Below are 25,174 nucleotides of genomic sequence, written 5' to 3'. Positions count from 1 at the left end.
TCCCATCAGTGAACCGTGAGCGGAACTTCCCATGCCTTCGATCGATCGACGGCTCTTCCTGCGCGCCGGCCTGGCCGGCGCCGGTGGAGCCCTTCTCACCGCGTGCTCCCGGGCCGGCGAGAGCACCGCCTTCGTCCAGCCGACCGGCGCCGAGGTACGGGCGGCCGAGGCCGCCCGCCGTCCCGGACCGGTGCGCGAGTTCGGGCTGATCGCCCAGGAGGGGCGGGCCGACCTGGGCGGGCCCGTCGTACGCACCTGGATGTACGGCGACCGCCTCCCCGGAGAGCCGATCCGGGTCAGGGCCGGCGAGGTGGTCCGGGCCCGGCTGACCAACCGGCTGCCCCAGGAGACCACCGTCCACTGGCACGGACTCGCCCTGCGCAACGACGCCGACGGCGTGCCGGACGTCACGCAGCCGCCCGTACCCGCCGGGGGCGAGCTGGTCTACGAGTTCACCGCCGCCCATCCGGGCACGTACTGGTTCCACCCGCACCACGGACCGCAGCTCGACCGGGGGCTCTACGCGCCGCTCATCGTGGAGGACCCGGACGAGCCGCTCGGCTACGACGAGGAGTGGGTCGTCGTCCTGGACGACTGGCTGGACGGCGTCAGCGGAACCCCCGACGAGGTGCTCGCGGAGCTCGTCTCCATGGCGAACATGGACCACGGCGGCATGTCGATGGACCACACCCTGGACAACGGCGCGACCGCCCCGGACGGTGATCAGGGCGGCGGGCACGGCGGGCACGGCGACATGGCCATGCCCACCCCGTCGCCCTCGGCCTCGGCCTCGTCGAAGTGGCCGCACATGATGATGAACGCGGAGAGCGACCTCCTCGGCGGCGACGCCGGGGACGTCTACTACCCGCACTTCCTGGTCAACGGCAGGGTCGCCGCCGCGCCGGAGACCCGGACCGCCCGCCCGGGCTCCCGGCTGCGGATCCGGTTGATCAACGCGGGCGGCGACACCGCGTTCCGGGTCGCGATCGGCGGCCACGCCATGACGGTGACGCACACCGACGGCTACCCGGTCGTCCCCGTCGAGACCGACGCCCTGCTGATCGGCATGGGCGAGCGGTACGACGTGCTCGTCACCCTCAAGGACGGCGTGTTCCCCCTGGTCGCGCTGGCGGAGGGCAAACGCGCCGTCGCCCGCGCGCTGGTGCGCACCTCGGCGGGCGCCCGCGCGCCGGAGGCCGACGCCCGGCCCGCCGAACTGGACGGCCGGCTCGTCTCCTACGACGCGCTCGTCCCGACGGACGCCGTGCGACTGCCCGGGAAGACGCCGGACCGCACGATCACGCTGGCGCTCACCGGCAGCATGGCGAAGTACGACTGGGCGATCAACGGCAGGAAGTACGACCCGAAGGTCATCGAACCGGTCAGGTCGGGCGAGCGGGTGCGGCTGTCCTTCGTGAACCGGAGCCTGATGTGGCACCCGATGCACCTGCACGGCCACACCTTCGCTCTCGGCACGAGCGGCGTGCGCAAGGACACCGCGATCGTGCTGCCCGGCGCGACCGTGCACGTCGACTTCGACGCCGACAATCCGGGCATCTGGATGATCCACTGCCACAACGTGTACCACGCCGAGGCCGGGATGATGAGCCTGTTCGGCTACCGGGCCGGGAAGGGGGAGCCGAAGTGATCAAGAGGTTCGGCCTGGCGGCCGGTGCGCTGCTGCTCGCGGCGGCGCCGGCCGGATGCGGCACCGGCGGGCCGGCGGAGCAGGCCGCGCCTCCCGCCGCCGTGGACGCGGATCCGGGCGTCGGGCACGTCCACGGGCTCGGCGTCGATCCGGCCACCGGCAGGGTGTACGTCGCGGGGCACTTCGGCCTGTTCACCGTCGAGGCGGGGAAGCTGGTCCGGGTGGGTGACCGGGACGCCGACCACATGGGCTTCACCGTCGCGGGTCCCGGCACCTTCTACGCCAGTGGCCACCCGTCCGCCCAGGACATCGCGGCCGGGCAGCCTCCGCACCTCGGGCTGATCCGCTCGGCGGACGCCGGGGCGACGTGGGAGCAGGTGGCGCTCGCCGGGAAGGCGGACTTCCACGCGCTCCAGGTCGCGGGTGCGAGGGTGTACGGCTACGACACGCAGACCGGGCAGGTGTGGCGCGGCCAGGGCGGGCCCCTCACCCCGGGGGCCAGACTCGACCTGCTCGACCTGGCCGCCGGAGCCGGCAAGCCGGAGACCGTCTACGCCACGACCCCCGACGGCGTCAAGGTCAGCGCGGACGGAGGCAACGCCTTCCGCCTGCTCAAGGGTGCTCCCCTGCTGTCCTTCCTGGACGTGACCGACGGGGGCGGCCTGATCGGCGTGGCTCCCGACGGGCGGGTGCAGGTCTCCACCGACGGCACCGCGTGGACGCCGCGCGGCCGGCTGCCCATGCAGGCCGTGGCCTTCACCGCCGTCTCCGCCGAGCGCCTGCTCGCGGCCTCCATGGACGGCAGCGTGTACGAGTCCACCGACGGCGGCGACACCTTCGCCACCATCCACCGGCCGTAACCGCGGGACCGGCGCGTCCTCACCGGGACGAGGGCGAACCGGGGGCGCGGTTCCGGTCAACGGGACCGCGCCGCCCACCCGCGAACCCCTGCATGCCGCCGTACCGGCCGCAGGGCTCTGGGCGGGCGGCACGTGCCACGTCTTCGCACTCCGGGAGCGCGTGTTCCGCCGCTGACCGGACCGTACAGATCCGGTTCGGATACGTCCGCGTGATCAGAATGCTGGAGATTACCTGAATAATCCCTGGCATGTCTGAACGTAGTGTGGTGCGTACCCTTCTGGCGGGATGCCTTGCCGTGACGGCGCTCTCCGGATGCGCGGCGATACGGGACGCGTTGGCGGATCCCGCCGTGATCGACCCCAGCCGGCCTTTCCGGGGGTCGCCCTCGGAGAGCTACGCCGACGGAGCCGACGGCATCGTGATCCCCGCGGCCGCCCAGGTCGGGAAATATCCGGCAGCGGACGTCGAGGCCGCGTACCAGACCAGTAAGCGGATGCTGGTGGCCGCCCACCTCGACCGGCCAACGCTGCTCGGCGGCGCGCCGGAGGCGTTCACCGCGCTGCTCGACCGGGAGCAGCGCAAGCACTTCCTGAAGTACCTGGACAGCAAGGACCAGGACAAGAACACGCGTGGCTGGGTGACGAGCTTCGCGCCGGGCTCGGTGGACCTCGTCGGCGATGTGATCAAGGTGAAGGCCGCGATGTCCGCCGAGGAGGGCAAGAACGATCAGGGCAAGCCGGAGCTGTGGGTGAACTACACGTTCCGGGCGGTCTATCCGGTAAGCCCGAAGGGAGTGCCCGGCCCGGTGCTCCGGGTGATGGCCTTCGTCAAGGCCCGGCACGAGTACTGGCGGGACGAGGCGGACGGACCGCTGCGGCACTGGGACGGCCCCAGCGTCGACATGTGGACGGCCTGGACGGAGTGCGACTCCCCCGACGGATTCCTGCGCCCGGACTACGAGGGCATGCCGAACGTCGTGGCCACGTCGGACGCGTACGACGACAACGCGCCGGCGATGAAGAAGGGCGAGTGCGAGGCGGTCGGGGAGGTCTGAGCCGGCGGGCGGCGGGTCAGGCCGCGGCGGGCGCGGGGACGAGCGAGCGCGCGGCCAGCAGCACCGTGCCGACGCAGGCGAGCTGGAGAAGCGGCGCGAAGGGGGCCGCGTGCAGGCTGAGCAGCGCGCCGAGCGCCGCACCGCCGATCAGGCCGAGCAGCAGCAGAGCGCTCAGCCGCACGTCGCGCAGCGACTTGCCCGCCGTGAGCCGCATCACGAGCGTGGTGAGCGTGCCGGTGAGGTAGGTCGTGGACAGACCGGGGACCCCGAACCGCTGCACGCTGCTGCTCTGGATGCCGAGCGCGCACGCGTTGAGCGCGAGCAGGCCGAGCGCCGCCGTGTCGGAGACCTCACCGCCGCGGGCCATCCAGATCACCGCGTAGATCGCGAGTACGGCGAACTCGACCGACAGCGCGCGGCTGACCTCGGCGGGCCAGACGGGGTCGCCGTCGCGGGCGCCGCCCGCGAGCCGGTGGCCGACCGCGCAGCCGAGCACGAAGCAGACGATCGCCGCGCCCGCGTGCAGCGCCAGCGCCGCGTCCCCCTGGATCCCCGACACCCCGAGCAGCACCATGTTCCCGGTCATGACGCTGGTGAAGGCGCCGCCGAGGGCGAGCAGGCCGATGGCGTCGGTCGCGCCGCTGTTCAGGGAGAGCAACACGACCAGGAGGTCGCGCCTACGCGCGGCATCGGACAAAGGGGCACTCCTATCACGAACCTGGGCTTGAAGGTTATACAACCCGCAAGTTACTCAAACCCCGCCAGATCGCCGGGGCGGCCTGACGGGGATGAACGAGTCTCCGAGCGCACGCCGGCCTCTCGGAGTTCCGTCCGAGGAGGGAAGGCGCCCCCGGACAGCGGGGCGGGCCCCGGCATGAGCGCTGTGCCGGGGCCCGCTGGAGGGGTCTACGTAAGGGAGGGGGTTACGGGTTGTCGTAGCCCAGGGTGTAGGAGCCGCTGCCGCTGTAGGAGTAGACGCGGTAGCGGTAGTAGCCCGAGGTGCCGTTGTAGGTGATGGACTCGTTCGAGCCGGACGAGAGGCTGCTGGCCACGGTCGACCAGCTCCCCAGGCTGTTCCGCTTCTGCAGGTAGAGGTCGAAGTCGGTGCCGCTGGGCCCGGCCAGGCAGGCCGAGTGCGTTCCGGACTTGGTGACCTGGAAGCCGGACGTGCCCGGCTGGTAGGCGCTGGCGCCGGAGCTGAGTGTGCCGGTGGCCGTGTGCTGCTTGCCGTCGCACGGACCGCTGCCGCCGGTCACGGTCAGGGTGAAGGTCGCGTTGTGCGTCGCCGAGCCGCCGGTGCCGGTCACCGTGATCGGGTAGGCGCCGGAGGCCGTGGACGCCGACGTCGTGAGGGTCAGGGTCGAGGAGCTGCCCGAGGTCACCGACGACGGGTTGAACGAGGCGGTCACGCCGGTCGGCAGGCCGCTTGCGGTGAGCGTGACGCCCTGCGCGCTTCCGGACGTGGTCTGCGTGGCGACCGTGGCGGTCGTCTGCTGGCCGGCCTGGACGGTCGCCGAGGCGGGGTTGAGCGTCATGGAGAAGTCGTTCCCGCTGGTGTTGCAGCTGGCCGGCTCACTCGGGTCGGCCGGCACGTTCACCGCGTTCCACGCCGCCTTGGTCGCGTTGTACTCCGCGCAGGATCCGGGGAAGAGCTCGATCGCGGCCGCCAGGGACGCCTTGCGCGCCAGCGTGTGCGTCCAGGTGGAGGTCTTGCGGTTCAGCGTGCCCATGAAGATCTTGCCGGCATTCTGGATGCCGACGCCGGTGACGGTGGAGCTGTTGCAGGTCGGGCTGGCCGGGTTGCCGTTGGTCGGGTTCGAGCCCTCGGCCAGCAGGTAGAACCAGTGGTTCTGGATGGCGGCGGCGGAGTGGACCTCCATGGGGGGCACGGAGGAGGAGTAGCAGTCGGGGTCGCCGGAGATGAGGGACGGCTTGTACATGTACCTGATCGGGCCGCTGCCGACGAGGTCGACCTGCTCGCCCACGGCGTAGTCCGGGGCGTGGGTGCCCCCGTGCTCGTAGGCGTAGTGCTCGGTCAGGGTGCCGAAGATGTCGCCGGTGGACTCGTTGAGACCACCCTTCTCGTTGCTGCCGGTCGAGCCGCCCGGGGTGTTCTGGAAGATCGAGTGGCCGTACTCGTGGGCCACGACGTCGATCGAGGTGGCCTGGCGCTTGTTGTCCTGCGAGTGACCGAAGTTGGTGTAGCTGCCGTTCCAGTACGCGTTGACGTCGCTGAGACCGACCCGGGCGGGGAAGCCGCCGCCGCTGCCGTCCATGCCGTTGCGCGACAGCCAGTCGCGCAGCATGTCCCACTCCTGGCCGGCCGCGAAGAGCGTGTCGACGCAGGCGGTCTCCAGGTCGGTGCCGGAGCCGTTGCCCCAGGAGTCGGAGCTCTTGGTGTAGGCCGAGCCGTTCTGGCCACCGCAGCGGATGCCGGACCGAGCGGGGTCGGTCATGGAGTTGGTCGTGCCCGCCGTGGTGCCGATGGTGACCGGGTTGCCGTTGTAGTAACTGTTGCCCTGGCCGTCCATGACCTCGTCGGACTTCTCCACGACGTCGCCGGTCAGCGCGTCGACGAAGACGTGCATCTTGCTCTCGCGGCCGTTGTTCGTCCCTTCCGCGACGACCTCGTAGGCCAGCCGGCCGGTGCCCTCGGCCATCACGGTCAGGCGGGGGGTCGAGGTGCCGGTGGCGTCGGTCACCTGCGCGCGGGCGACCTCGGCCGCCTTCTCGGCGGAGATCTTCGGCGTGGTGCCGACGTCCAGCGTCTTCTCCTGGGCGACGGACGTGCTCAGCACGCCGCCCTTGGCGTCGGTGACGACGACGAAGTCTCCCCCGTACACCGGCAGGCCGCTGTAGGTCCGGGTGTAGGAGACGTAGTTGAGGTCGCCCTGCCCGACGACCCTCTCGCGGTGGAAGGCGTCCTTGGCGGACGGCCGCAGGGCGGGGGGCTTGGCGTCGACCAGGCGGTCGGCGCCGCGGGCGGCCTGCGCCGGATCGACGGCGGGACTCGCGCCCGCCGCCGTGGTTGGGGACAGCCCGACGAGGACGCCCGCGGCTGTGGTGATGAGCGCTAACGCGGCAGTGCGTTTCACACGACGCTCCTTCTGAGTCGTGACGCGTTTGGGGGGTGCATCACCTGGGGGTGAACAGAACGAGCGAAGTCTGACTCTATTCCGACAAACCTGTCAATATATGAGAAAAACTTGTCGATTTTACGGACGAAGCGCCCTTGAACCGAAGGGTTTTCGGTCGAGGCCGGCAATGCCGATGAGCGGCGCGAACCCGCCGACGGGCCGATTGAGGGAAACGGCCGCACGTTTTATGCGCTTTGGGCTGATTGACAGGCGAGTCGGCAGAAAGTTCACTCTGATCGATCGTTCATGTCGCCTGTTCGGGCTGATCATTCGCGGGTGCGCGCGAAGGGAGGCGGTGCGGTGATCGATCCGACGCCGTGGAAAGCGGCTTCTTTCCCGTCAAGGACGCGCTCGACGGCGGCCAGGTTGATGTGTCGGACACGACCAAGCTCCGGCCGAACGCCACCGACCTGTGGGGCCGCGCCGAGAGCCGGGTGACGACACCGGTGCGCTCGGAGGTCAGCAGCGTGGCTCAGCGTCACCAGGCGCTCGGCGTCACCAGGCGCTCGGCGTCACCAGGCGCTCGGCGTCACCAGCGCGCTCGGCGTCACCGGCACGCACGCGGACGGCCCCGGCGTCGCACCACGCTGCTACGCGCCCCGAACCCGCGCGAGCTGAGCCAGGCTCACCCGGTTGAGCGCGGAGACCGCTCGCCACCCCGGTCGCCGGAGCGCTCCGCGGGCTCGCGGCCGCCGTGTTCGTCTCCGGCGAGCGCGGATTCCGGCTCCGGGGCGCGGCGCGGGACGCGCAGCACGAACCGGGCGCCGCACGGGCTGTCCTCGACGGTGAGGGTGCCGCCGTGCTTCTCGGCGATCTGCCGCGCGATGGACAGGCCAAGGCCGGTGCCGCCCGGATCCTTCTGCCGGGAGGCGTCCAGGCGGACGAACCGCTGGAAGACGGAGTCCCGCTGCTCGGGCGGGATCCCGTCGCCGTCGTCGCACACCTCCAGCACCGCCGTGCCGGGCTCCGCGCGGAGCACGACGGCGATCGTGGTGTCGGCGTGGCGTTCGGCGTTGTCCAGGAGGTTGATCAAGAGGCGGGCCAGGCCGATCCGGTCTCCGTCCACCGTCACCTGGGGGGCGAGGTCGCGGGCGACCAGGACCCCGCGCGGCCGGCGGTCCAGCTCGGACGCCACCAGCGCGGTCAGGTCGACGGGTTCGTGCCGCCCGCCCACCCCCGCGTCCAGGCGGGAAATCTGGAGTAGGTCGGTGACCAGATCCTGGAGGCGCTCCACGCTGTCCAGGAGCGCGGCGGCCGTCTTGGGCCAGTCGGTCTCCTCCGGGCACATGAGCGCGTCCTCGATCCGTACGCGCATGGCGGTCAGCGGGCTGCGCAGGTCGTGTGAGGCGTCGGAGGCGAACCTGAGCTGCTGCTCGACCGCCGCCTGGGCCCGATCCAGGGTCCGGTTGGCGATCCGGGTGAGGTCTTCCAGCTCGTCCTGGTACTTCGGGAGCGGGACGCGATGCCCGAGGTCGCTGGCGGTGATCTGGTCGAGCTTCGCGCCGATGGCCCGGACGGGTTCGAGGGTCTTGCTCACCGCCCAGTACGTGCCGAGCGCGGTGACCGCGACGAGCAGGACCGAGCCGCCGACCAGCAGGGCCAGCAGCAGCGGGTTGCCGTACCACGGAGGCGACGGGGCCGCGGCGTACAGCCGCCAGGTCCCGTTGGCGAGGTGGACCGGGACGTCGATGACGATCCGGCACTGGCCCGGGAAGTCGGGCAGGTCGCACAGTTCCCTGGTCTGGTACGTCGCCGACCCGGAGCCGAAGTTCGCCATCGGCGGCCTGCCCGCCATGTTGCCGGAGACGGCCACCAGCCGCCTGTTGGGGTCGAAGAGCTGGGCCGCTCTGCCCGGCCCGTCGGGAAGGGCGTCCGGGGGACCCTCGATCACCATCCGCTCGATGACCCTCATGGCCCAGGCGACCAGTGCGGCCTTCTGGTACTCCAGGTCCCGCCCGCGCGCGGACACCAGCGCGAGCAGCGTGCCGACGGCGCAGATCAACGCCATGACGGCGCTCGCCGCCACGGTCAGGCGGGTCCTGATGGAGCATCGACGCCATGCGGTCACGCTGATCACCCCTCGCCCGGCAGGCGTGCCCCTTAGGACAACTCCTTGCCGCACAACGGGAGATTCATCTCCAATACCTCGCAAACGTCAGGAAGCGCATAGAGAACCCCCACTCCATCGTGAAGGTCGCGACGGACCGGGTCCCGGTCAGGCGGGATGGGCCTCGGAGCCGGAGCCTTGCACGCGCAGCGCCACCGCGATCAGCGCGAGGCAGCCCGACGCCAGGAGGGTCACGGCCGCGAGCATCGCCGTGTAGGAGGTCACGGCGGACAGGGCGGCCAGCACCGCGGGCGCGAGGAAGCCCGTGTAGGTGAGGGCGTAGTAGACGCCGGTCAGCCCGGCCAGATCCTCGGGGGTGGCGATGCGCTGCACCTCCAGCAGGCCGGAGACGACGGCGATGCCGTACGCCGCGCCCAGCAGCAGCGCGCCCGCCGAGCCCAGCCACGGCGAGCGTACGGCGGCGGTCGAGGCGCTCACCGCCATGCCGGCCGTCATGAGCGCCATCGCCGTCAGGAGCGGCCGGGCGGTGGAGCGGCCGCACAGCCTCCTGGCCAGCGGCTGCACGAGGACGCCGGCGCCCAGCGTGAGCACGGTCAGCAGCGTGGCGTACGCGAGGCCCCATCGGCCGACCCGCTCGGCCACCAGTTGCGGCGTCACGGCGTAGGCGATGCCCGCCGCCCCGAACACCCACGGCGCCGTCGGCACCACGACCCACAGGAAGCGGCGGTGCCCGGCGGACGGCACCCGCAGGTCCGAGCGCAGGCTCCGGCGGCGCCCCTCGGCCCGACCGGTGCCCGGCCGCGTCTCCGGCACCCTCAGCAGACCGGCCAGGGCGGGCAGGACGACCGCCACGTGCACCGCGTACGGGGTGACCATGGGCCACGGCCCCCACTGCGCCAGGACGCCCGCCACCCCCGCCCCGAGCCCGAAGCCGGCGGTGAGCGCCAGCGACGCCCGCCTGGCGCCCGCGCCCGCGTCGGCGGTCGGGTCGTGCCGGCCCTCCGACAGCTCCTTCACCCAACTCGTGCCGACGGCCATGGCGATGCCCACGCCGACCCCGGTCAGCAACCGTCCGGCGTAGATGAACGCCTCACCGGCCACACCCGCCGCCAGTACGGCGCTGGCCAGCGCGGAGAGCGCCGTACCGATCAACATCAGCGGCTTGCGCCCGTGGCGGTCCGACAGCGGGCCGCCCACGAGCAGCCCCGGGACCAGCCCCAGGACGTACGCCGCGAGGAAGGCGTCGACGGTGACCTCCGAGTAGCCGCCTGCCTGCCGGTACATCAGGAGCAGCGGCGTGAACTGGTTGCCGCCCCACCCGCAGCCGAACATCGCGGCGGCCGCGAGCCACCAGCGCTTCGCACCCATCGCCTACGGCCTCCGGGCCGCGGCCAGCGCCCGGTGGGTGGCGTCGAGGTGGGCGCGCAGCGCCTCCTCGAACCGGGCGACGTCCCGCTGCGCGATGGCGTCCACCAGCGCGCCGTGCTCGTGGACCAGCACCTCCAGCCGTTCGGGGCGGGGATGCAGCGCCTGGGCGGCCATCCGGAGCTGCCGGTCGCCCAGCGAGCCGTAGAACCGCTCGGCCAGGGCGTTGCCGGACGCGGCCACGATCGCCAGGTGGAACGCCTGGTCGGCCCGGGCGAACGCCGGGGTGTCCAGGCGCCGGGCCGGGCCGGACTGCGCCCGCAGGGTCTCCCGCAGCCGCTCGACCACCCGGGCGAGGTCGTCGTCGTCCAGCCGGAGCAGGCGGCGCACCGCGAGGCACTCGATCGCCTCCCGGATCTCCAGGACGTCCTCGCCCTCGCCGGGCGCGAGGGGCACCACGACGGCCCCGCGTTTGGGGAAGAGACGCAGCAGTTCCTCGGCCTGGAGCCGCAGGAACGCCTCGCGCACCGGGGTGCGGCTCACCCCCACCCGCTCGGCGATCTCGCCCTCGCTGATGAGCTCTCCCCCGGAGAGGCGGCCGCTGACGATGAGCTCCCGGGTGAACTCGTACGCCCGATCCGCCGCCGCGAGCGGAGCGCGCTCCGACCCGTCCCGCGTGTCCTCCATCCCCGCGCCTTCCCACCATCATAGATACAAGAGAGACACAACAAGGATACAAAACTCGGGGCGTGGTCCCGGCCGAGCGCTGGAGGAAGCGCGGGTCAGCGCCCTCCGGCGCGGGCCGACTCCTCCTCGGCGCCCGGCGTGCGGACGGGGACGCCGAGACCGCGGTCGGCCACGAGCCGCGCCGTGCCCTCGGCCAGCCGGTACGACAGGCCGACCACGGCCGCCCGGCCCTCCGCGATGCTGTCGGCGAGCACGCGGGAGCGGTCGACCAGGAGGTCCACGGTGTTGCGGATGTGCTCGTCCACGATCTCGTCGGGCTGGGTGAGCCCGGCGGCGCGGGCGGCGAGCACGCTCGGGGTCACCCGCTCGACGACGTCGCGCACGTAGCCGGTGGGGGCGGGCCCCTCGTCAAGCGCGGCGCGGGTGGCCGCGACCGCGCCGCAGGAGTCGTGGCCGAGGACGACGACCAGCGGGCAGCCCAGCACGCTCACGCCGTACTCGATGCTGCCGAGCACCTCGGGCCCCATGACGTGCCCCGCGGTGCGGACGACGAACAGGTCGCCGAGGCCGCGGTCGAAGATGATCTCGGCCGCCAGTCGGGAGTCTGAGCAGCCGAAAAGGACGGCGAACGGGTTCTGGAGGGGGGCGGTCTCGGCGCGGCGGGCGGCGTTCTGGTTCGGGTGCTGCGGTCGTCCTGTGATGAACCGCTCGTTGCCGGCCAGCAGCGTCGCGAAGGCGTCGCCGGGTGTCAGTGCCCGAATGTCAGTCATGTCGGCAGATTACGACCAGGCCCCAGGTGCGTCCGGGCCGGGCCACCCGTGACCGTTTCGTGGCAGCGTCACGAAAGGCGGCCCCGCCCGCGCCTCGGCACGCGTCACACCGTCGCGTGCCCGTACGCCCGGGCGAGCGGCGCGAGGTCCGGAAGCCCGAAACGCTCGCACATCGACGTGAAGATCGCCGCCTTGCCCGTGCCGAAACGTCGGACCCGCGCGGCGTAGGACGCGGCGGAGACGAAGGTCGGCGGCTCCGTCTTGCTGTGGAACTTGTCCGCGTACATGACGAGCTCCTCTTCACCCGTCACCGGAACGTAGTCGGCGGGCGGCAGCGGCAGCCCCTGTTCGCGCACGTCGTCGCGGGTGAGGCCCACCCCGGTGTGGCGGGAGCAGAAGCGGCAGATCTCCTCTGAGAGGCCCTCCTCACGGAGGAGATCGTGGCCGAGGACGCCGTGGCGCAGGTAGCCCGCGTGGTCGAGGACGCCGTCCTCGTCGTACAGCCGGTACACGCCGATGTCGTGCAGGAGGCAGCCCGCCCGGACCAGGTCCGCGTCGACGTCGAGGCCGTCGCGGGCGAGGAGCTGTTCCGCGATCCCCCAGACGATCTCGCAGTGGGTGTACACGAGCTCGAAGGCGTCCCGCGTGGGCGCGTGCTTGGCGTGAAGCGCGCGAATCTGTCCGTCCGTGGGGATCCGCATGGCGGGGAGCCTACCGGCGTGTCACCGCGGAGAGGTCGCGGATGCGGCGCGGCCGGGAAGCGCGCCTCGCGGAAACGGCGGTAGAGGCCGACCTCGTCCACGTCGGTGCCGTCCGTGGTGCGGAACCGGAGCGGCTCGGCGACCCGGTACCGGCGGCGGAAGACGTTGAGCCCTCCGTCGAACCGCTCGCGGATGGCGCGGCGATGTGGTCCGGGTCGAAGGCGTCGTCGGAGGGCAGGTACGCGACGAACGCGCCCCGGCACAGGCCGAGCCCCGCGTTGGCCGCCGCTCCGAGGCCGAGGTTGCGTGGCAGGCGCACGTAGCGGACCCGGGGATCGGAGCGGAACGGGCCGACGGCCTCCGGCGTTCCGTCCCGCGAGCCGTCGTCCACGACGATCAGTTCCCAGCGCGTCACGGTCTGCGCGAACAGGCTGCCGACCGCCCTCGGCAGGAACCGCGCCTGCTCGAACGTCGGCATGATCACCGAGACGCGGGGTAGCGGCGGTCCGCTGTGGAGCCTCCGCTCGGAGCCGCGGGCCCTCCGCTCGCCGATCCCCGGCTGGCCGAGGTCGCGATAGTGCGGCTGCGCGTCGGTCTCGGGGACCTGCTGTGCACCGTCCCCGCGCTGCGCTCGCTGCGCCGGGCCCGCCCCGACGTGCGGGTAACACTGGTCACGTGGGCCGAGATGGAGCCGCTCGTACGCCGGATGAGCCGCTACGTGGACGCGCTGCTGCCCTTCCCGGGGTACCCCGGGATCCCGGAGCGGCCGGTTGACGGCCCCGGACTCGCCGCCTTCCTCGGCACGGCGCCCCGTTTCGACCTGGCCGTCCAGGCGTACGGGGACAGCGGGGCCGCCCGCGAGGTGACCGAGCGACTCGGCCGGCGCGCGTGCGGTTTCGGCCCTGAGGGCGGCGTTCCGGGAGAGATCGGCACCGGAGAAGTCGGGCCGGGGGACGGCAGCGGTTGGTGGCTGCCCTATCCGCGCTCCGCGCACGAGATCTGGCGGCACCTCCTGCTCGTACGGCACCTCGGGGTTCCCCTGCCGCCCGATCCGGCGCGTCCGGAGTTCCCCGAACTCCCCGCCGATCGGCGCGGGCTCGCCCGGCTCGCCCGGTGGCACGGGCTGCGGCCGGGCCGGTACGCGGTGGTCCACCCGGGGGCGACCTCGGCCAGCCGGCGCTGGCCGGCCGAACGGTTCGCGGCCGTCGCCGACGGCCTGGTCGCGCGCGGCCTGCGGGTCCTCATCGGCGGGGTCGCGGCCGAGTCGGCGCTGGCCGCCGAAGTCCGCGCCGCCATGCGCGGCCCCGCGACCGATCTCACCGGCCGTGCCGACCTCGGCACGTACGCGGCGCTGCTGCGCAGGGCGGCCCTCCTGGTCTGCGCCGACACGGGGGTCGCGCATCTGGCGGCGGCGACCGGCACACCCAGCGTCACGGTGTTCCTGTCCGGCGACCCCCGGCGGTGGGCCTACGGCGGGCGCCACCTGGTCGCCCGAAGCGGTGTCGGCTGCAGTCCGTGCCCTCATCTCACCTGCCCCATCGACTTCCGCTGCGCGACGCGGCTGCCCGTCTCCGCGGTGCTGGAGCGGGTCGACGCGCTCCCGCGACTCCTCTGAGCGCCTCGAACGTGTCCCGCGCCATGCGCCGGGCGTCGAAGGCCGCCAGCGCCCTGGCCCGGGCCCGGCGGCCGAACTCCCGGCGCAGGGCGGCGTCGCGAGCCAGGCGCCGCAGCGCGGCGCCCGCCTCTCCCGGCGGCCGTGGCCCCCGTCTCCACCAGGGACATGCGGCGGACCGGCGAGGGAGCGGGCACATGAGGTGCGGTCTGGCGGGTACGTGTTCCACGCGGCTCCGGCGAGGTGAACATGCGCGTCCTACGGCTGTGCTCCGTCTTCGAGCCGCCGGCCTCGGCCCTGGCCGCCGAGTCGGCGGCGGCCTTCGACCCGATCGGCGGGATGCAGAACCACACCGGGCACCTCAGCCGCGCGCTGGACGCCCTCGGGATCGCCCAGACGGTGATCACCACTCGGCCGCCGACCGCCCCGGCCGTCGCGCCGCTCGGACGGCACGGCCGGGTGATCCGGCTCGGCCTCCCGATCGGCGTCTTCCGCCAGTGCTACAGCCTGTACGCGTGGCGGCGGCTGCCCGGCCTCGCGCCCGGCGCGGACGTGGTCCACGCCCATCTCGGGGAGGACCTCGCCATCGTGCCGCTCGCGCTGCGCGCCGCCCGGCTGAGCGGAGCGCCGATCGTGCTGACCGTCCACTGCAGCCTGCGCCACACCCTCCGGGTGACCGGCCCGCGCTCGTTCCTGCTGAAGACCCTGGGCGGCGCGCTGGAGGGGTACGGCGTGGACCGGGCGGCGGCGGTCATCACGCTGACGGACCGGCTCCGGCGGGAGCTGGCGCGCCCGGACGTCCACGTCATCCCGTCCGGGGTCGGCGGGGAGTTCCGGGCCGACCCGGCCGATCTCGGCCCCGGACTGCCCGCCGGAGTGCCCCGGCCGCGCATCGCGTACGTGGGACGGCTGCACCCGCAGAAGGGCGTCGACACGCTGCTGCGCGGCTTCGCGCTGTTCTCCGCCGCCGCGCCCGGACACCTGGTCCTGGTGGGCGACGGGCCGGAGCGGGCGCGGCTGCGCCGCCTGGCCGCCCGGCTCGGCGTCGAGCGGCGGACCCTCTTCCTCGGGTTCCTCCCGCACGAGCGGATCCCGGCCGTGCTCCGGGACGTGGACGTCCTGGTGCTCCCGTCCCGCTACGAGGAGCTGGGCTCCGTGCTGATCGAGGCGATGTACGCCGGGGTGCCGGTCGTGGCGAGCGCGACGGGAGGCGTCCCCGAGATCGTCCGGCACCGGGAGAGCGGCCTGCTCGTCCCGCCGGGCTCGCCGCACGCGATCGCCGAGGCGCTGCGCGAGCTGACGGCGGACCCCGCGCTGGCCGTGGCGCTCGCCTCCCGGGCCCGGCGTCAGGCCGCGGAGCTGACCTGGGACGCGCTGGTCCACCGTGTGGTGGACGTCTACCGCTCCGTGCTCTCCCGGCAGGGACGGAGCCGGGCCTGCCCGGCGGGATGAGGCGCGGCCGTCATCCCTCGGCCGCGAAGTCTCGTCCGCGTAGTTCATGACGGCCGTCCCCTGGTGGTCGCCGGTCGCCACGACCTCCACGTCCAGGTCCAGCGTCCGCCACCCCAGCTCGCCCCTGGCGTACCCGAAGTACGCGTCGAGCGGACCGGTGTAGACGACGGGGACGCGGCCGACCACGTCGTCGCGCACGTCGCGGAAGTCGGCCCCCAGCCGCATGTCGATGCCGGGGCGGTCGGCCATCCGGCGCAGCCAGGCGCCGTACCCGTCCGTGTCCTCGCCACGCCGCCCCCACTCCGCCCGGTCTGCCCGGCTTACCGGTCCTAAACCCCGGCCCCGTGTGGCTGCGCCCTCCTCGGGTAGCGGCCGAGACCAGGGGGTGACGTACATGAGACGCAGAAGATCCCGGGTGGTCGTGGTCACGGGCGCGAGCGCCGGCGTCGGCCGGGCGACCGCCCGCGCGTTCGGCGCGCGCGGCGACTCGGTCGCGCTGCTCGCGCGCGGGGAGACGGGCCTGGCCGCCGCCGCGGACGAGGTCGAGGCGGCCGGCGGGAGGGCCCTGGTGATCCCGACGGAGGTGGCCGACCACCGCGAGGTGGCGGACGCCGCCCGCCGGGTCGAGGAGGAGTTCGGCCCGATCGACGTGTGGGTGAACGCGGCGTTCGCCGGGATCTTCGCCCCGTTCAACCAGGTGTCCCCTGACGAGTTCCGCCGCGTCACCGAGGTGACCTATCTCGGGTACGCGTTCGGCACCAGGGCGGCCCTGGACCGGATGCTGCCGCGCAACCACGGCACGATCGTGCAGGTGGGGTCGGCCCTCGCCTACCGGGCCATCCCGCTGCAGTCGGCGTACTGCGGGGCCAAGCACGCGATCAAGGGGTTCACCGAGTCGCTGCGGTGCGAGCTGCTGCACCGGCGCAGCGCCGTACGCGTGACCATGGTGCAGCTTCCCGGCCTCAACACGCCGCAGTTCGACTGGGTGCTGTCCCGGCTGCCGCACCGTCCCCAGCCGGTCCCGCCCATCTACCAGCCGGAGGTGGCCGCGCGCGCCGTGGTGTTCGCCGCCGACCACCCGCGGCGCAAGGAGTACTGGGTGGGCGGCTCCACCGCCGCCGCCCTGCTCGCCGACAAGGTCGCTCCCGCGCTGGTCGACCGCTACCTGGCCAGGACCGGCTACGCGTCCCAGCAGACCGCCCAGCCGTACGACCCGGAGGGCCCGGCCAACCTGTGGGAGGCCGCGGACGGCAAGGACGGCCACGACTTCGGCGCGCACGGCAGGTTCGGCGAGCGGGCCCATACCAGGAGCGCCGAGGCGTGGCTGTCCCGGCATCGGGCGGCGCTCACCGCCGCCTCGCTGCTCGTCGCCGGAGGCGCCGCGCTCTCCTCCCTGCTGCCCCGGCGTGCCACCGCCCCCGTGCGGAGGAAACGCCGCTGACGACATCCGCGTGACATGATCCTCACGGTGCTGCTCGGCCTCATGGCGGCGGCCCTCATCGGGGTGGGCTTCATGGCCCAGCAGCACGCCGCGTACGCCGAGCCGCTGGGCGAGATGCTCCACGTCCAACTGCTGCTGCACCTCGTACGCAAGCCCGTGTGGCGCTTCGGCATCGCCGCGATGGCGGGAGGGCAGATCCTCGGGGCGCTGGCGCTGCAGCGGGCCAGCGTGGCCCAGGTCGAACCGCTGCTCGCGACCAACCTGATCTTCGCGCTGGCGGTCTCCGCCCTGGTCTACCAGGAGCGCCTCGGACGCGCGGAGTGGCTGGGAGCGGTTCTGGTCAGCGGCGGGGTGGCGATCTTCCTCGCGTCCGCGCAACCCCGGGGAGGCAGAGTGCCGCACCCCGTCTCGATGACCTGGGTCGCGGTGTTGGCCGTGCTGGTGGTGACCGCCGGGCTGGTCGTGGTCGCGCTGCGCACCAGCCTCAAGGCGCGGGCGATGCTGCTGGCCGCCGCCGCGGGCGTGCTGTACGGGCTCCAGGACGCCCTGACCCGGGGCTCCCTGCTCACCCTTGAACACGGGATGCAGGCGATGTTCACCACCTGGCCGCCGTACGCGCTCCCCGTGGTGGCGGTGCTCGGCATCCTGCTGAACCAGAGCGCGTTCGACGCCGCGCCGCTGCGGATCTCACTGCCCGCCACCACCGCGGCCGAGCCGATCACCGGCATCGTGCTGGGCGTCGCGATCTTCAGGGAGAACCTGCAGGTCGGCGTCCACGCGCTGGCGGGGACGGTCGCGGGCCTGGTCGCGCTCGTCGTGGGGATCGTCATCCTCGGCCGGTCCCCGTTCCTGGCCAAGAGCGACACCGCCCGGCAGGAGGCGGAGGGCCGGTGATCGCGATCGTCTGCGCGCTGCTCGCCGCGGCCGGCAACGCGGCGGCGTCCGTCCTGCAGCGGCGGGCGCCGGGCCGGTGCTCTACCACGCCATCCTCCTCGCCCAGGGGCTCGCGAAGCGGGAGCAGGACGGGCGCTCGGGTACATGACGCCTGGAAGGCTCCTCTCGGGGGACAGGAGATGTCATGACCACACACGCGAAACGCCCTGCGCCGGCGGCGCCGACGCGGCTGGGCGCCCGCGTCGTCTCCTGGCTCACCACGACCGACCACAAGGTGGTCGGCAACCTCTACTTCGTCACCTCGTTCGCGTTCTTTCTCGTCGGCGGGCTCATGGCCATGATCATCCGGGCGGAGCTGGCCATGCCGGGGCTGCAGTTCGTGAGCAACCAGACCTACAACGAGCTGTTCACGATCCACGGCACGGTCATGCTGCTGCTGTTCGCCACGCCGCTGTTCGCCGGTTTCGCCAACGCGGTCATGCCGCTCCAGATCGGCGCGCACGACGTGGCGTTCCCGCGCCTCAACACGGTCAGCTACTGGCTCTTCCTCTTCGGCGGGCTCACAGTGCTGGCCGGCTTCGGAACCGCCCAGGGCGCCGCCGCGTACGGCTGGACCGGCTACGCCCCGCTCTCCCTCGCGCAGTTCAGCCCGTCCACCGGCGCCGACCTGTGGATCATGGGCCTGGCGTTGGCCGGGCTGGGCACGATCCTCGGATCGGTCAACTTCGTCACCACGATCATCGGGCTGCGCGCACCCGGCATGACCATGTTCCGGATGCCGATCTTCACGTGGAACGTCCTGCTCACCTCGCTCATGGTGCTCCTGGCGTTCCCGGTGCTCGCGGCGGCCCTCGTCGTGCTGGAGATCGACCGCAAGACGGGCAGCCACGTCTTCCATCCGGATTCCGGCGGCCCGATCCTGTGGCAGCACCTGTTCTGGTTCTTCGGCCATCCCGAGGTGTACGTGATCGCGCTGCCGTTCTTCGGGATCGTCACCGAGGTCATCCCGGTGTTCAGCCGCAAGCCGCTCTTCGGCTACATCGGCATGATCGGGGCGACGATCTCGATCATGGGCCTGTCCATGACCGTGTGGGCCCACCACATGTTCGCCACCGGCCAGGTGCTGCTGCCGTTCTTCTCGCTGTTGAGCTTCCTGATCGCGATCCCGACGGGCATCAAGTTCTTCAACTGGACCGGCACGATGTGGCGCGGCCACCTGACCTTCGAGACCCCCATGCTGTTCTCCGTCGGCTTCCTGGCGACCTTCCTCCTGGGCGGCCTGACCGGAGTCATCCTCGCCTCCCCGCCACTGGACTTCCACGTCACCGACACCTACTTCGTGGTCGCCCACTTCCACTACACGGTCTTCGGGACCGTGGTCTTCGCGATGTTCGCCGGCTTCTACTTCTGGTGGCCCAAGCTCACCGGCAAGATGCTCGACGAGCGCCTCGGGAAGATCCACTTCTGGACGCTGTTCGTCGGCTTCCACATGACGTTCCTCGTCCAGCACTGGCTCGGCGTGATCGGCTTTCCCCGCCGCTACGCCGACTACTCCCCCGTCGACGGCTTCACCGTCCTGAACAGCGTCTCCAGCGTGGGCGCCTTCCTCCTCGGCATGTCCACGCTGCCGTTCCTCTACAACGTCTGGCGGACGTTCCGGCACGGCAGGCGGGTGGAGGTGGACGACCCGTGGGGGTTCGGCAACAGCCTGGAGTGGGCCACGTCGTGCCCGCCGCCGCGGCACAACTTCGTCTCCCTCCCACTCATCAGGTCCGAGCGTCCCGTCTTCGACCTGCGCTATCCGCATGCCCCCGGCACCGAGCACCTCAACGGCAAGAGGGACGCCATCGACCCGGGACGCTGAGTGTTAAGCGCACGCGGCGATGTGCACGGAGCGCCCGCTGACCGCCCCTCCCGTTCCGTGACGTCACGGCCGTCCGGCGGTGACCGGCAGAGAGATCGGCCGGGGCGGGTAGACCGAGGCGTCGGTGAGAACCCGCTCGCCGAGCGGCTCGTCCAGCTCGACGGTGAACGGCGTGGCCGGGTTCGGCTGGCAGGTCACGTATCCGTCCACCCGCCGCACGCCGAGGACCACCCGCACCTCCGCCGCGGTCGGCTCCACGCCGAGCAGGCGGATCCGGCCGTCCGCCCGCTGTCCGCTCGCGCAGTCTCGCTCGTGCACGAGTACGGATATCCGCCGGGAGTCCGGGCCGGGCGGCGGAGCCGCGGGGTCGAGCGTCACATCGGCCACTCCCAGCTCGCCGAGATCGCGGCGCAGGTCGCAGCGACCCGACGCCCGCGAGTGCCAGCCCGGGCGGCCGTCCGCGTCGGGATCGCCGAACCGCTCGACGTCCAGGAACTCATGGGTGAAGACCATGCCGTCACCCTGGACCTGGGGGCGGGCCAGCTCCCGGATGAGCGCCAGCCGGGTGTGGCTCTCCTCGACGACCGTCCATGTGTCCAGGTCGTCGATCCGCCGCACCTCCGTACCCTTCAGTGCGGCACGGCCGACCGGGCCGAGTTCGGTGGCCGGCCGCCCCTCCCGCAGGGCCCACAGCGGCACCTCGCTGAAATGGCACATCACGATCTTGCCGTCCACCCCCGTGCCGTCCACCCCCGTGCCGGCCGCTGCTTTGCCGTCCGCTGCTTTGCCGTCCGGCCCCGCACCGCCACAGCCCGCGAGCCCGGCCAGCAGCAGCGCGGCCGCCGCGCCGGTCGCCATCACCCGCGCCATCCCCGACTCCCTTTCCCGATCATGATCATTGATCGGTTCGACGCGGCCCACCGCTCCGCCGGTTCCCACGCGCACCGCTCTCCGGTGGTGCGTCGCGTCCCCGGCGGAGGGAAGACCTCGCGGGAGGGGTGGGTCACACGTTGCGGCGGTACTGGCCTCCGATCTCGAAGAGAGCCGAGGTGATCTGCCCGAGCGAGCAGACGCGGGCGGCCTCCACGAGGGCGTCGAAGGCGTTCTCCCGGGACATCGCCGCCTCCCGCAGCCGGGCGAGCGCGGCCGGGGCCTCCTCGGCGTGTGCCTCGTGGAAGGCGCGCAGCCGGGTGAGCTGGGCCTGCTTCTCCTCCTCGGTGCCGCGGGCCAGTTCCAGCTCCCGATGGTCGCCGACGGCGCCGTCCGGATTCCGGAAGGTGTTCACGCCGATGATCGGGAGCGAGCCGTCGTGCTTGCGGGTCTCGTACAGCATCGACTCGTCCTGGATCTTGCCGCGCTGGTAGCCGGTCTCCATCGCGCCGAGGACGCCGCCGCGGTCGGAGATGCGCTCGAACTCCCGCAGCACCGCCTCCTCGACCAGGTCGGTGAGCTCCTCGACGACGAACGCGCCCTGCAGCGGGTTCTCGTTGACCGCCATGCCCCACTCGCGGTTGATGATGAGCTGGATCGCCATGGCCCGCCGCACGGACTCCGCCGAGGGGGTGGTGACGGCCTCGTCGTAGGCGTTGGTGTGCAGGCTGTTGCAGTTGTCGTAGATCGCGATCAACGCCTGCAGGGTGGTGCGGATGTCGTTGAAGTCCATCTCCTGGGCGTGGAGGGAACGGCCCGACGTCTGGATGTGGTACTTGAGCTTCTGCGCCCGCTCGGTCGCGCCGTACCGCTCGCGCATCGCGACCGCCCAGATCCGGCGGGCCACCCGGCCGAGCACCGCGTACTCGGGGTCCATGCCGTTGGAGAAGAAGAACGACAGGTTGGGGGCGAAGTCGTCCACCTCCATGCCGCGCGCCAGGTACGCCTCGACGTACGTGAAGCCGTTGGCGAGGGTGAACGCGAGCTGGGTGATGGGGTTGGCCCCGGCCTCGGCGATGTGGTAGCCGGAGATCGACACCGAGTAGAAGTTCCGCACCTTGTTGGCGATGAACCACTCCTGGATGTCGGCCATCATGCGCAGGCTGAACTCGGTGGAGAAGATGCAGGTGTTCTGCCCCTGGTCCTCTTTGAGGATGTCGGCCTGCACGGTCCCCCGTACGGTGGCCAGCGTGCGGGCCCGCAGGTCGGCCGCCTCCTCCGCCGAGGGCGGCCGCCCGTGCTCGGCCGCGAACCGGTCGAGCGCCTGGTCGACGGCGGCGTTGAGGAAGAACGCGAGGATGGTGGGGGCCGGGCCGTTGATGGTCATGGAGACCGAGGTGTTCGGCGCGGACAGGTCGAACCCGTCGTAGAGCGCCTTCATGTCGTCCAGCGTGGCGATCGACACCCCGGAGGTGCCGACCTTTCCGTAGATGTCGGGACGCAGGTCGGGGTCGTGGCCGTACAGGGTGACCGAGTCGAACGCGGTGGACAGCCGGGTCGCGGGCTGGCCCTCGGACAGCAGCTTGAAGCGCCGGTTGGTGCGGAACGCGTCGCCCTCGCCGGCGAACATCCGGGTCGGCTCCTCGTCGTCCCGCTTGAACGGGAAGACCCCCGCGGTGAACGGGAAGCGCCCCGGCAGGTTCTCCGAGCGCAGAAAGCGCAGCAGGTCGCCGCGGTCGCTGTACCGGGGCAGGGCCACCCTCCGGACGCGGCTGCCCGACAGGGTCTCGCGCCACAGCGGCGTGCGCAGCTCCCGGTCGCGGACCTTGACCACCAGTTCGTCGGCCTCGTACGCCTCCCGCGTGGCGGCCCACCCGTCGAGGAGCCCGCGGCTCTCCGCGTCGATCGCGCCCGCGGCGCGTTCGGCGATCCGGTCCAGGTCGGCGGTCGCCGCGCCGTCGGCCGCGACCGCCTCGCGCGCGGTGAGCAGCGCCTGGTGGCGGCGTACGGCCTCCGCCTGGGCGGCGGTGCGGGCGTGGTAGCCGCGGACGGTCTCGGCGATCTCGGCCAGGTAGCGGACGCGGGCCGGCGGGACGATCGCGGAGGTCACCTCGGAGGCGCTGCCCCGCACCTCGGGGAGCAGCCCGGCCGGGTCGGGCAGCCCCTTCTCCCCGAGCAGGGCGCGCAGCCGCTGGTAGAGCGCGGTCACCCCCTCGTCGTTGAAGCGGGAGGCGATGGTGCCGAAGACCGGCATCTGCTCCGGAGGGACGCCGAACGCCTCGCGGTTGCGCACCATCTGGCGGCGCACGTCGCGCAGCGCGTCCTCCGCGCCGCGCCGCTCGTACTTGTTGATCGCCACCACGTCGGCGAAGTCGAGCATGTCGATCTTCTCGAGCTGCGAGGCGGCGCCGAACTCCGGCGTCATCACGTACAGCGACACGTCGGAGTACGGCACGATGGCGGCGTCGCCCTGGCCGATGCCGGGGGTCTCCACGATCACCAGGTCGTGCCCGGCCGCCCGGCAGGCGGCGATGACGTCCCCCAGGTGCGGGGGCAGCTCCTGCGCGCCCCGGGTGGCCAGGGAGCGGAAGTAGACCGTGCCCCCGGTCAGGCTGTTCATCCGGATGCGGTCGCCCAGCAACGCTCCCCCGCCGCGCCGGCGGGTCGGATCGACGGCGATCACCGCGACCCGCAACTTGTCCTCGTAGTCGATCCGGATCCGGCGAAGCAGCTCGTCCGTGAGCGAGGACTTGCCGGATCCGCCGGTCCCGGTGATGCCGAGCACGGGGATCGCGCGGGCGGACGCGGCGGCGCGCAGTTCGCCGAGCCACTCCGCGTCCGCCTGGCCCGCCTCGACGAAGGTGACCGCACGCGCGAGCGCCCCGTGGTCGCCGGCCACCACCTTGGCGATGTCGGGCGCGTCGCCCGCGGCGAGATCGACGTCGCACGCCTCGACCAGCCTGTTGATCATGCCGGCCAGGCCGAGCCGCTGGCCGTCCTCCGGCGAGAAGATGCCGGCCACGCCGCGCGACTGCAGCAGCTCGATCTCCTCCCGCACGATCACGCCGCCGCCCCCGCCGTACACCTTGATGTGGCCCGCGCCACGCTCACGCAGCAGGTCCACGAGGTACGTGAAGTACTCCACGTGGCCGCCCTGGTAGGAGCTGATCGCCACGCCCTGGACGTCCTCCTGGATGGCCGCGGTGACGACCTCCTCGACCGACCGGTTGTGCCCGAGGTGGATCACTTCGGCGCCCTGGGACTGCAGGATCCTCCGCATGATGTTGATCGCCGCGTCATGTCCGTCGAACAGGGCAGCCGCCGTCACGAACCTCGTGGGATGAACCGGTACATGCATGGACCACACTCCTACCGAGCGCCAATTTACTAGGACGTCCTACTAAATCGCGGAGCATAGAGAGAACCGCGGCGCAGCGCAAGGCGGCTGCGCGCCCCGCCCCCGCTCGGGTGGGAGGTCACGGGCGGTTTCGCGGCCGTGACGTTTGCGTCGGCGGGCCGGAGGAACAGGAGCAGGGAGACGGGACTGTCCCCTTCGCGACAACTCCTCCGCGACGCCGCGCTCCGGCGGACCGGCACGGGACGTCGGCGGGAGAGCAACCCGTCGCGATCCGCGTGAAGCGCCCCGACCACGGATGGACGATCAACGTGAACCAGTCACACCGGCCGTTTCCCGAACGGGGCCTCGAAGTGCGGCTCGCGTCCCGGCCCCGGGGATGGCCCACCCCGGAGAACTTCGAGGTCGCCGAGGCCCCGGTCGAGCCTCCCGGCCCCGGGCAGCTCCTGGTCCGCAACGAGGTCATGAGCGTCGATCCGTACATGCGCGGCCGGATGAACGCCGGCCCGTCCTATGTCCCGCCCTTCGAGGTCGGCAGGCCGCTGGAGGGCGGGGCCGTGGGCGAGGTGGTCGCGGACGCCTCCGGACGGTTCCAGGTCGGGCAGAAGGTGGTCCACCCCCTGGGCTGGCGGGAGTACGCGCTGCTGGACGCGAAGTCGGCCCGCGCGGTCGATCCGGACGCCGCGCCGCTGGGCTCGTATCTGGGCGTGCTGGGGATGGTCGGCCTCACCGCGTACGTCGGCCTGTTCGACGTGGCCGGCTTCACCCCGCGCGACACCGTCTTCGTGTCCGCGGCGGCCGGGGCGGTCGGTTCGCTGGTGGGGCAGATGGCCAGGTTGCGCGGCTCCCCGCGCGTCATCGGCAGCGCCGGGTCGGCGGAGAAGGTCCGCTATCTGACCGAGGAGCTGGGGTTCGACACCGCCTTCAACTACAAGGACGCCCCGGTCGTGGAGCAGCTCCGCGCGGCCGCGCCGGACGGCGTGGACGTCTACTTCGACAACGTCGGCGGCGACCATCTGGAGGCCGCCATCGAGGTGCTGAACGAGCACGGACGGGTCGCCTGCTGTGGCGCGGTGGCGCAGTACAACGCCCCGGAGCCGCCGCCGGGACCGCACAACATGGTCAAGATCGTTACCAAGCGGCTGACGCTGAAGGGTTTCATCGTCGGGGACAGCGCCCGGCGCATGCCCGACCTGCTGCACGAGGTCGGCGGCTGGCTGCGCGACGGCCGGCTGCGCGAGCGCCAGACGGTCGTGAACGGCCTGCGCAACGCCCCGGACGCGTTCCTCGGCATGCTGAGGGGCGAGAACATCGGCAAGATGCTCGTCACGATCTGAGCCCGATCTCCGGGGCGCGCACGCGTCGAGGCGCCCCGGACCTGCCCGCCGGATTTCC

The 25,174-nt window shown here is 72.4% G+C and carries 19 protein-coding genes and 1 pseudogene; 9 read left to right on the top strand and 11 right to left on the bottom strand.

The genetic code is table 11. The annotated features are described in order from the left end of the window. Window positions 1–31 precede the first annotated feature (31 nt). From AWQ68_RS25675 to AWQ68_RS25665, 3 genes are all read left to right on the top strand, one after another. Window positions 32–1,648, top strand: a complete 1,617-nt coding sequence (locus tag AWQ68_RS25675) for a multicopper oxidase family protein (protein ID WP_066944518.1) — start codon at window positions 32–34, stop codon at window positions 1,646–1,648. Next, window positions 1,645–2,508, top strand: coding sequence for a F510_1955 family glycosylhydrolase (locus AWQ68_RS25670; protein WP_084464394.1), 864 nt, complete (start codon window positions 1,645–1,647; stop codon window positions 2,506–2,508). The genes AWQ68_RS25675 and AWQ68_RS25670 overlap by 4 nt, the downstream gene beginning before the upstream one ends. A 248-nt stretch (window positions 2,509–2,756) precedes the next feature. After that, window positions 2,757–3,563, top strand: a complete 807-nt coding sequence (locus tag AWQ68_RS25665) for a hypothetical protein (protein WP_157545701.1) — start codon at window positions 2,757–2,759, stop codon at window positions 3,561–3,563. Between the two features lie 16 nt (window positions 3,564–3,579). Here the strand turns inward: AWQ68_RS25665 and AWQ68_RS25660 are convergent, their stop codons facing one another. From AWQ68_RS25660 to AWQ68_RS25625, 8 genes are all read right to left on the bottom strand, one after another. After that, window positions 3,580–4,260, bottom strand: a complete 681-nt coding sequence (locus AWQ68_RS25660) for a DUF1275 family protein (RefSeq protein ID WP_066944514.1) — start codon at window positions 4,258–4,260, stop codon at window positions 3,580–3,582. A gap of 226 nt (window positions 4,261–4,486) precedes the next feature. Then, a complete protein-coding gene (locus AWQ68_RS25655; protein ID WP_066944513.1) occupies window positions 4,487–6,658 on the bottom strand; it encodes a M4 family metallopeptidase in 2,172 nt (723 codons plus the stop codon). A gap of 667 nt (window positions 6,659–7,325) precedes the next feature. Beyond that, window positions 7,326–8,768 carry a sensor histidine kinase gene (locus AWQ68_RS25650; protein WP_245656081.1) on the bottom strand — a complete coding sequence of 481 codons (1,443 nt, stop codon included), beginning with the start codon at window positions 8,766–8,768 and terminating at the stop codon, window positions 7,326–7,328. A 147-nt stretch (window positions 8,769–8,915) separates the two neighbouring features. Next, a complete protein-coding gene (locus AWQ68_RS25645) occupies window positions 8,916–10,136 on the bottom strand; it encodes an MFS transporter (protein WP_066944509.1) in 1,221 nt (406 codons plus the stop codon). Window positions 10,137–10,139: 3 nt separating this feature from the next. Beyond that, on the bottom strand, window positions 10,140–10,820 hold the full coding sequence (locus AWQ68_RS25640; RefSeq protein WP_066944507.1) for a GntR family transcriptional regulator: 681 nt from the start codon (window positions 10,818–10,820) through the stop codon (window positions 10,140–10,142). 95 nt (window positions 10,821–10,915) lie between these two features. Further along, complete coding sequence (locus AWQ68_RS25635) at window positions 10,916–11,590, bottom strand: carbonic anhydrase (protein WP_066944505.1); 675 nt, start codon at window positions 11,588–11,590, stop codon at window positions 10,916–10,918. A gap of 104 nt (window positions 11,591–11,694) precedes the next feature. Next, entirely contained in the window at window positions 11,695–12,291 is a 597-nt protein-coding gene (locus AWQ68_RS25630) for an HD domain-containing protein (RefSeq protein WP_066944503.1), read from the bottom strand. Window positions 12,292–12,301: 10 nt separating this feature from the next. Further along, on the bottom strand, window positions 12,302–12,769 hold the full coding sequence (locus tag AWQ68_RS25625; protein WP_245656084.1) for a glycosyltransferase family 2 protein: 468 nt from the start codon (window positions 12,767–12,769) through the stop codon (window positions 12,302–12,304). Window positions 12,770–12,802: 33 nt separating this feature from the next. On the opposite strand from AWQ68_RS25625, the gene AWQ68_RS25620 reads away from it, so the two are divergent. Both AWQ68_RS25620 and AWQ68_RS25615 read left to right on the top strand, forming a co-directional pair. Continuing rightward, complete coding sequence (locus AWQ68_RS25620; protein ID WP_066944500.1) at window positions 12,803–13,906, top strand: glycosyltransferase family 9 protein; 1,104 nt, start codon at window positions 12,803–12,805, stop codon at window positions 13,904–13,906. A gap of 246 nt (window positions 13,907–14,152) precedes the next feature. Next, window positions 14,153–15,355, top strand: a complete 1,203-nt coding sequence (locus AWQ68_RS25615; RefSeq protein WP_066944498.1) for a glycosyltransferase — start codon at window positions 14,153–14,155, stop codon at window positions 15,353–15,355. A gap of 39 nt (window positions 15,356–15,394) precedes the next feature. Here the strand turns inward: AWQ68_RS25615 and AWQ68_RS45800 are convergent. Continuing rightward, a pseudogene (locus AWQ68_RS45800) lies at window positions 15,395–15,751 on the bottom strand (UDP-galactopyranose mutase); the annotation flags it as partial. Between AWQ68_RS45800 and AWQ68_RS25610 the strand changes: the two are divergent. The 3 genes from AWQ68_RS25610 to ctaD all read left to right on the top strand — a co-directional run bounded on the left by AWQ68_RS25610 (window position 15,750) and on the right by ctaD (window position 19,554). Then, window positions 15,750–16,796, top strand: coding sequence for an SDR family oxidoreductase (locus tag AWQ68_RS25610; protein ID WP_066944571.1), 1,047 nt, complete (start codon window positions 15,750–15,752; stop codon window positions 16,794–16,796). The pseudogene AWQ68_RS45800 and the gene AWQ68_RS25610 overlap by 2 nt on opposite strands. Before the next feature lie 15 nt (window positions 16,797–16,811). Further along, window positions 16,812–17,690 carry a DMT family transporter gene (locus tag AWQ68_RS25605; protein ID WP_066944496.1) on the top strand — a complete coding sequence of 293 codons (879 nt, stop codon included), beginning with the start codon at window positions 16,812–16,814 and terminating at the stop codon, window positions 17,688–17,690. A 184-nt stretch (window positions 17,691–17,874) separates the two neighbouring features. Continuing rightward, entirely contained in the window at window positions 17,875–19,554 is a 1,680-nt protein-coding gene (gene ctaD / locus AWQ68_RS25600; protein ID WP_066944494.1) for an aa3-type cytochrome oxidase subunit I, read from the top strand. A gap of 63 nt (window positions 19,555–19,617) precedes the next feature. Here the strand turns inward: ctaD and AWQ68_RS25595 are convergent, their stop codons facing one another. Both AWQ68_RS25595 and icmF read right to left on the bottom strand, forming a co-directional pair. Beyond that, entirely contained in the window at window positions 19,618–20,424 is an 807-nt protein-coding gene (locus AWQ68_RS25595) for a hypothetical protein (RefSeq protein ID WP_066944492.1), read from the bottom strand. 133 nt (window positions 20,425–20,557) lie between these two features. After that, window positions 20,558–23,782: a fused isobutyryl-CoA mutase/GTPase IcmF gene (gene icmF, locus AWQ68_RS25590; RefSeq protein WP_066944490.1), complete on the bottom strand. Its 3,225-nt coding sequence runs from the start codon at window positions 23,780–23,782 to the stop codon at window positions 20,558–20,560. 308 nt (window positions 23,783–24,090) lie between these two features. On the opposite strand from icmF, the gene AWQ68_RS25585 reads away from it, so the two are divergent. Continuing rightward, complete coding sequence (locus tag AWQ68_RS25585; protein WP_066944570.1) at window positions 24,091–25,116, top strand: NADP-dependent oxidoreductase; 1,026 nt, start codon at window positions 24,091–24,093, stop codon at window positions 25,114–25,116. The last annotated feature ends 58 nt before the right edge of the window (window positions 25,117–25,174 follow it).

The sequence above is a fragment of the Microtetraspora fusca genome (genome assembly GCF_001570365.1).
In the GTDB taxonomy this organism is placed as follows: Bacteria; Actinomycetota; Actinomycetes; order Streptosporangiales; family Streptosporangiaceae; genus Microtetraspora; species Microtetraspora fusca.
This window is presented reverse-complemented; position numbering and strand designations above follow the sequence as displayed.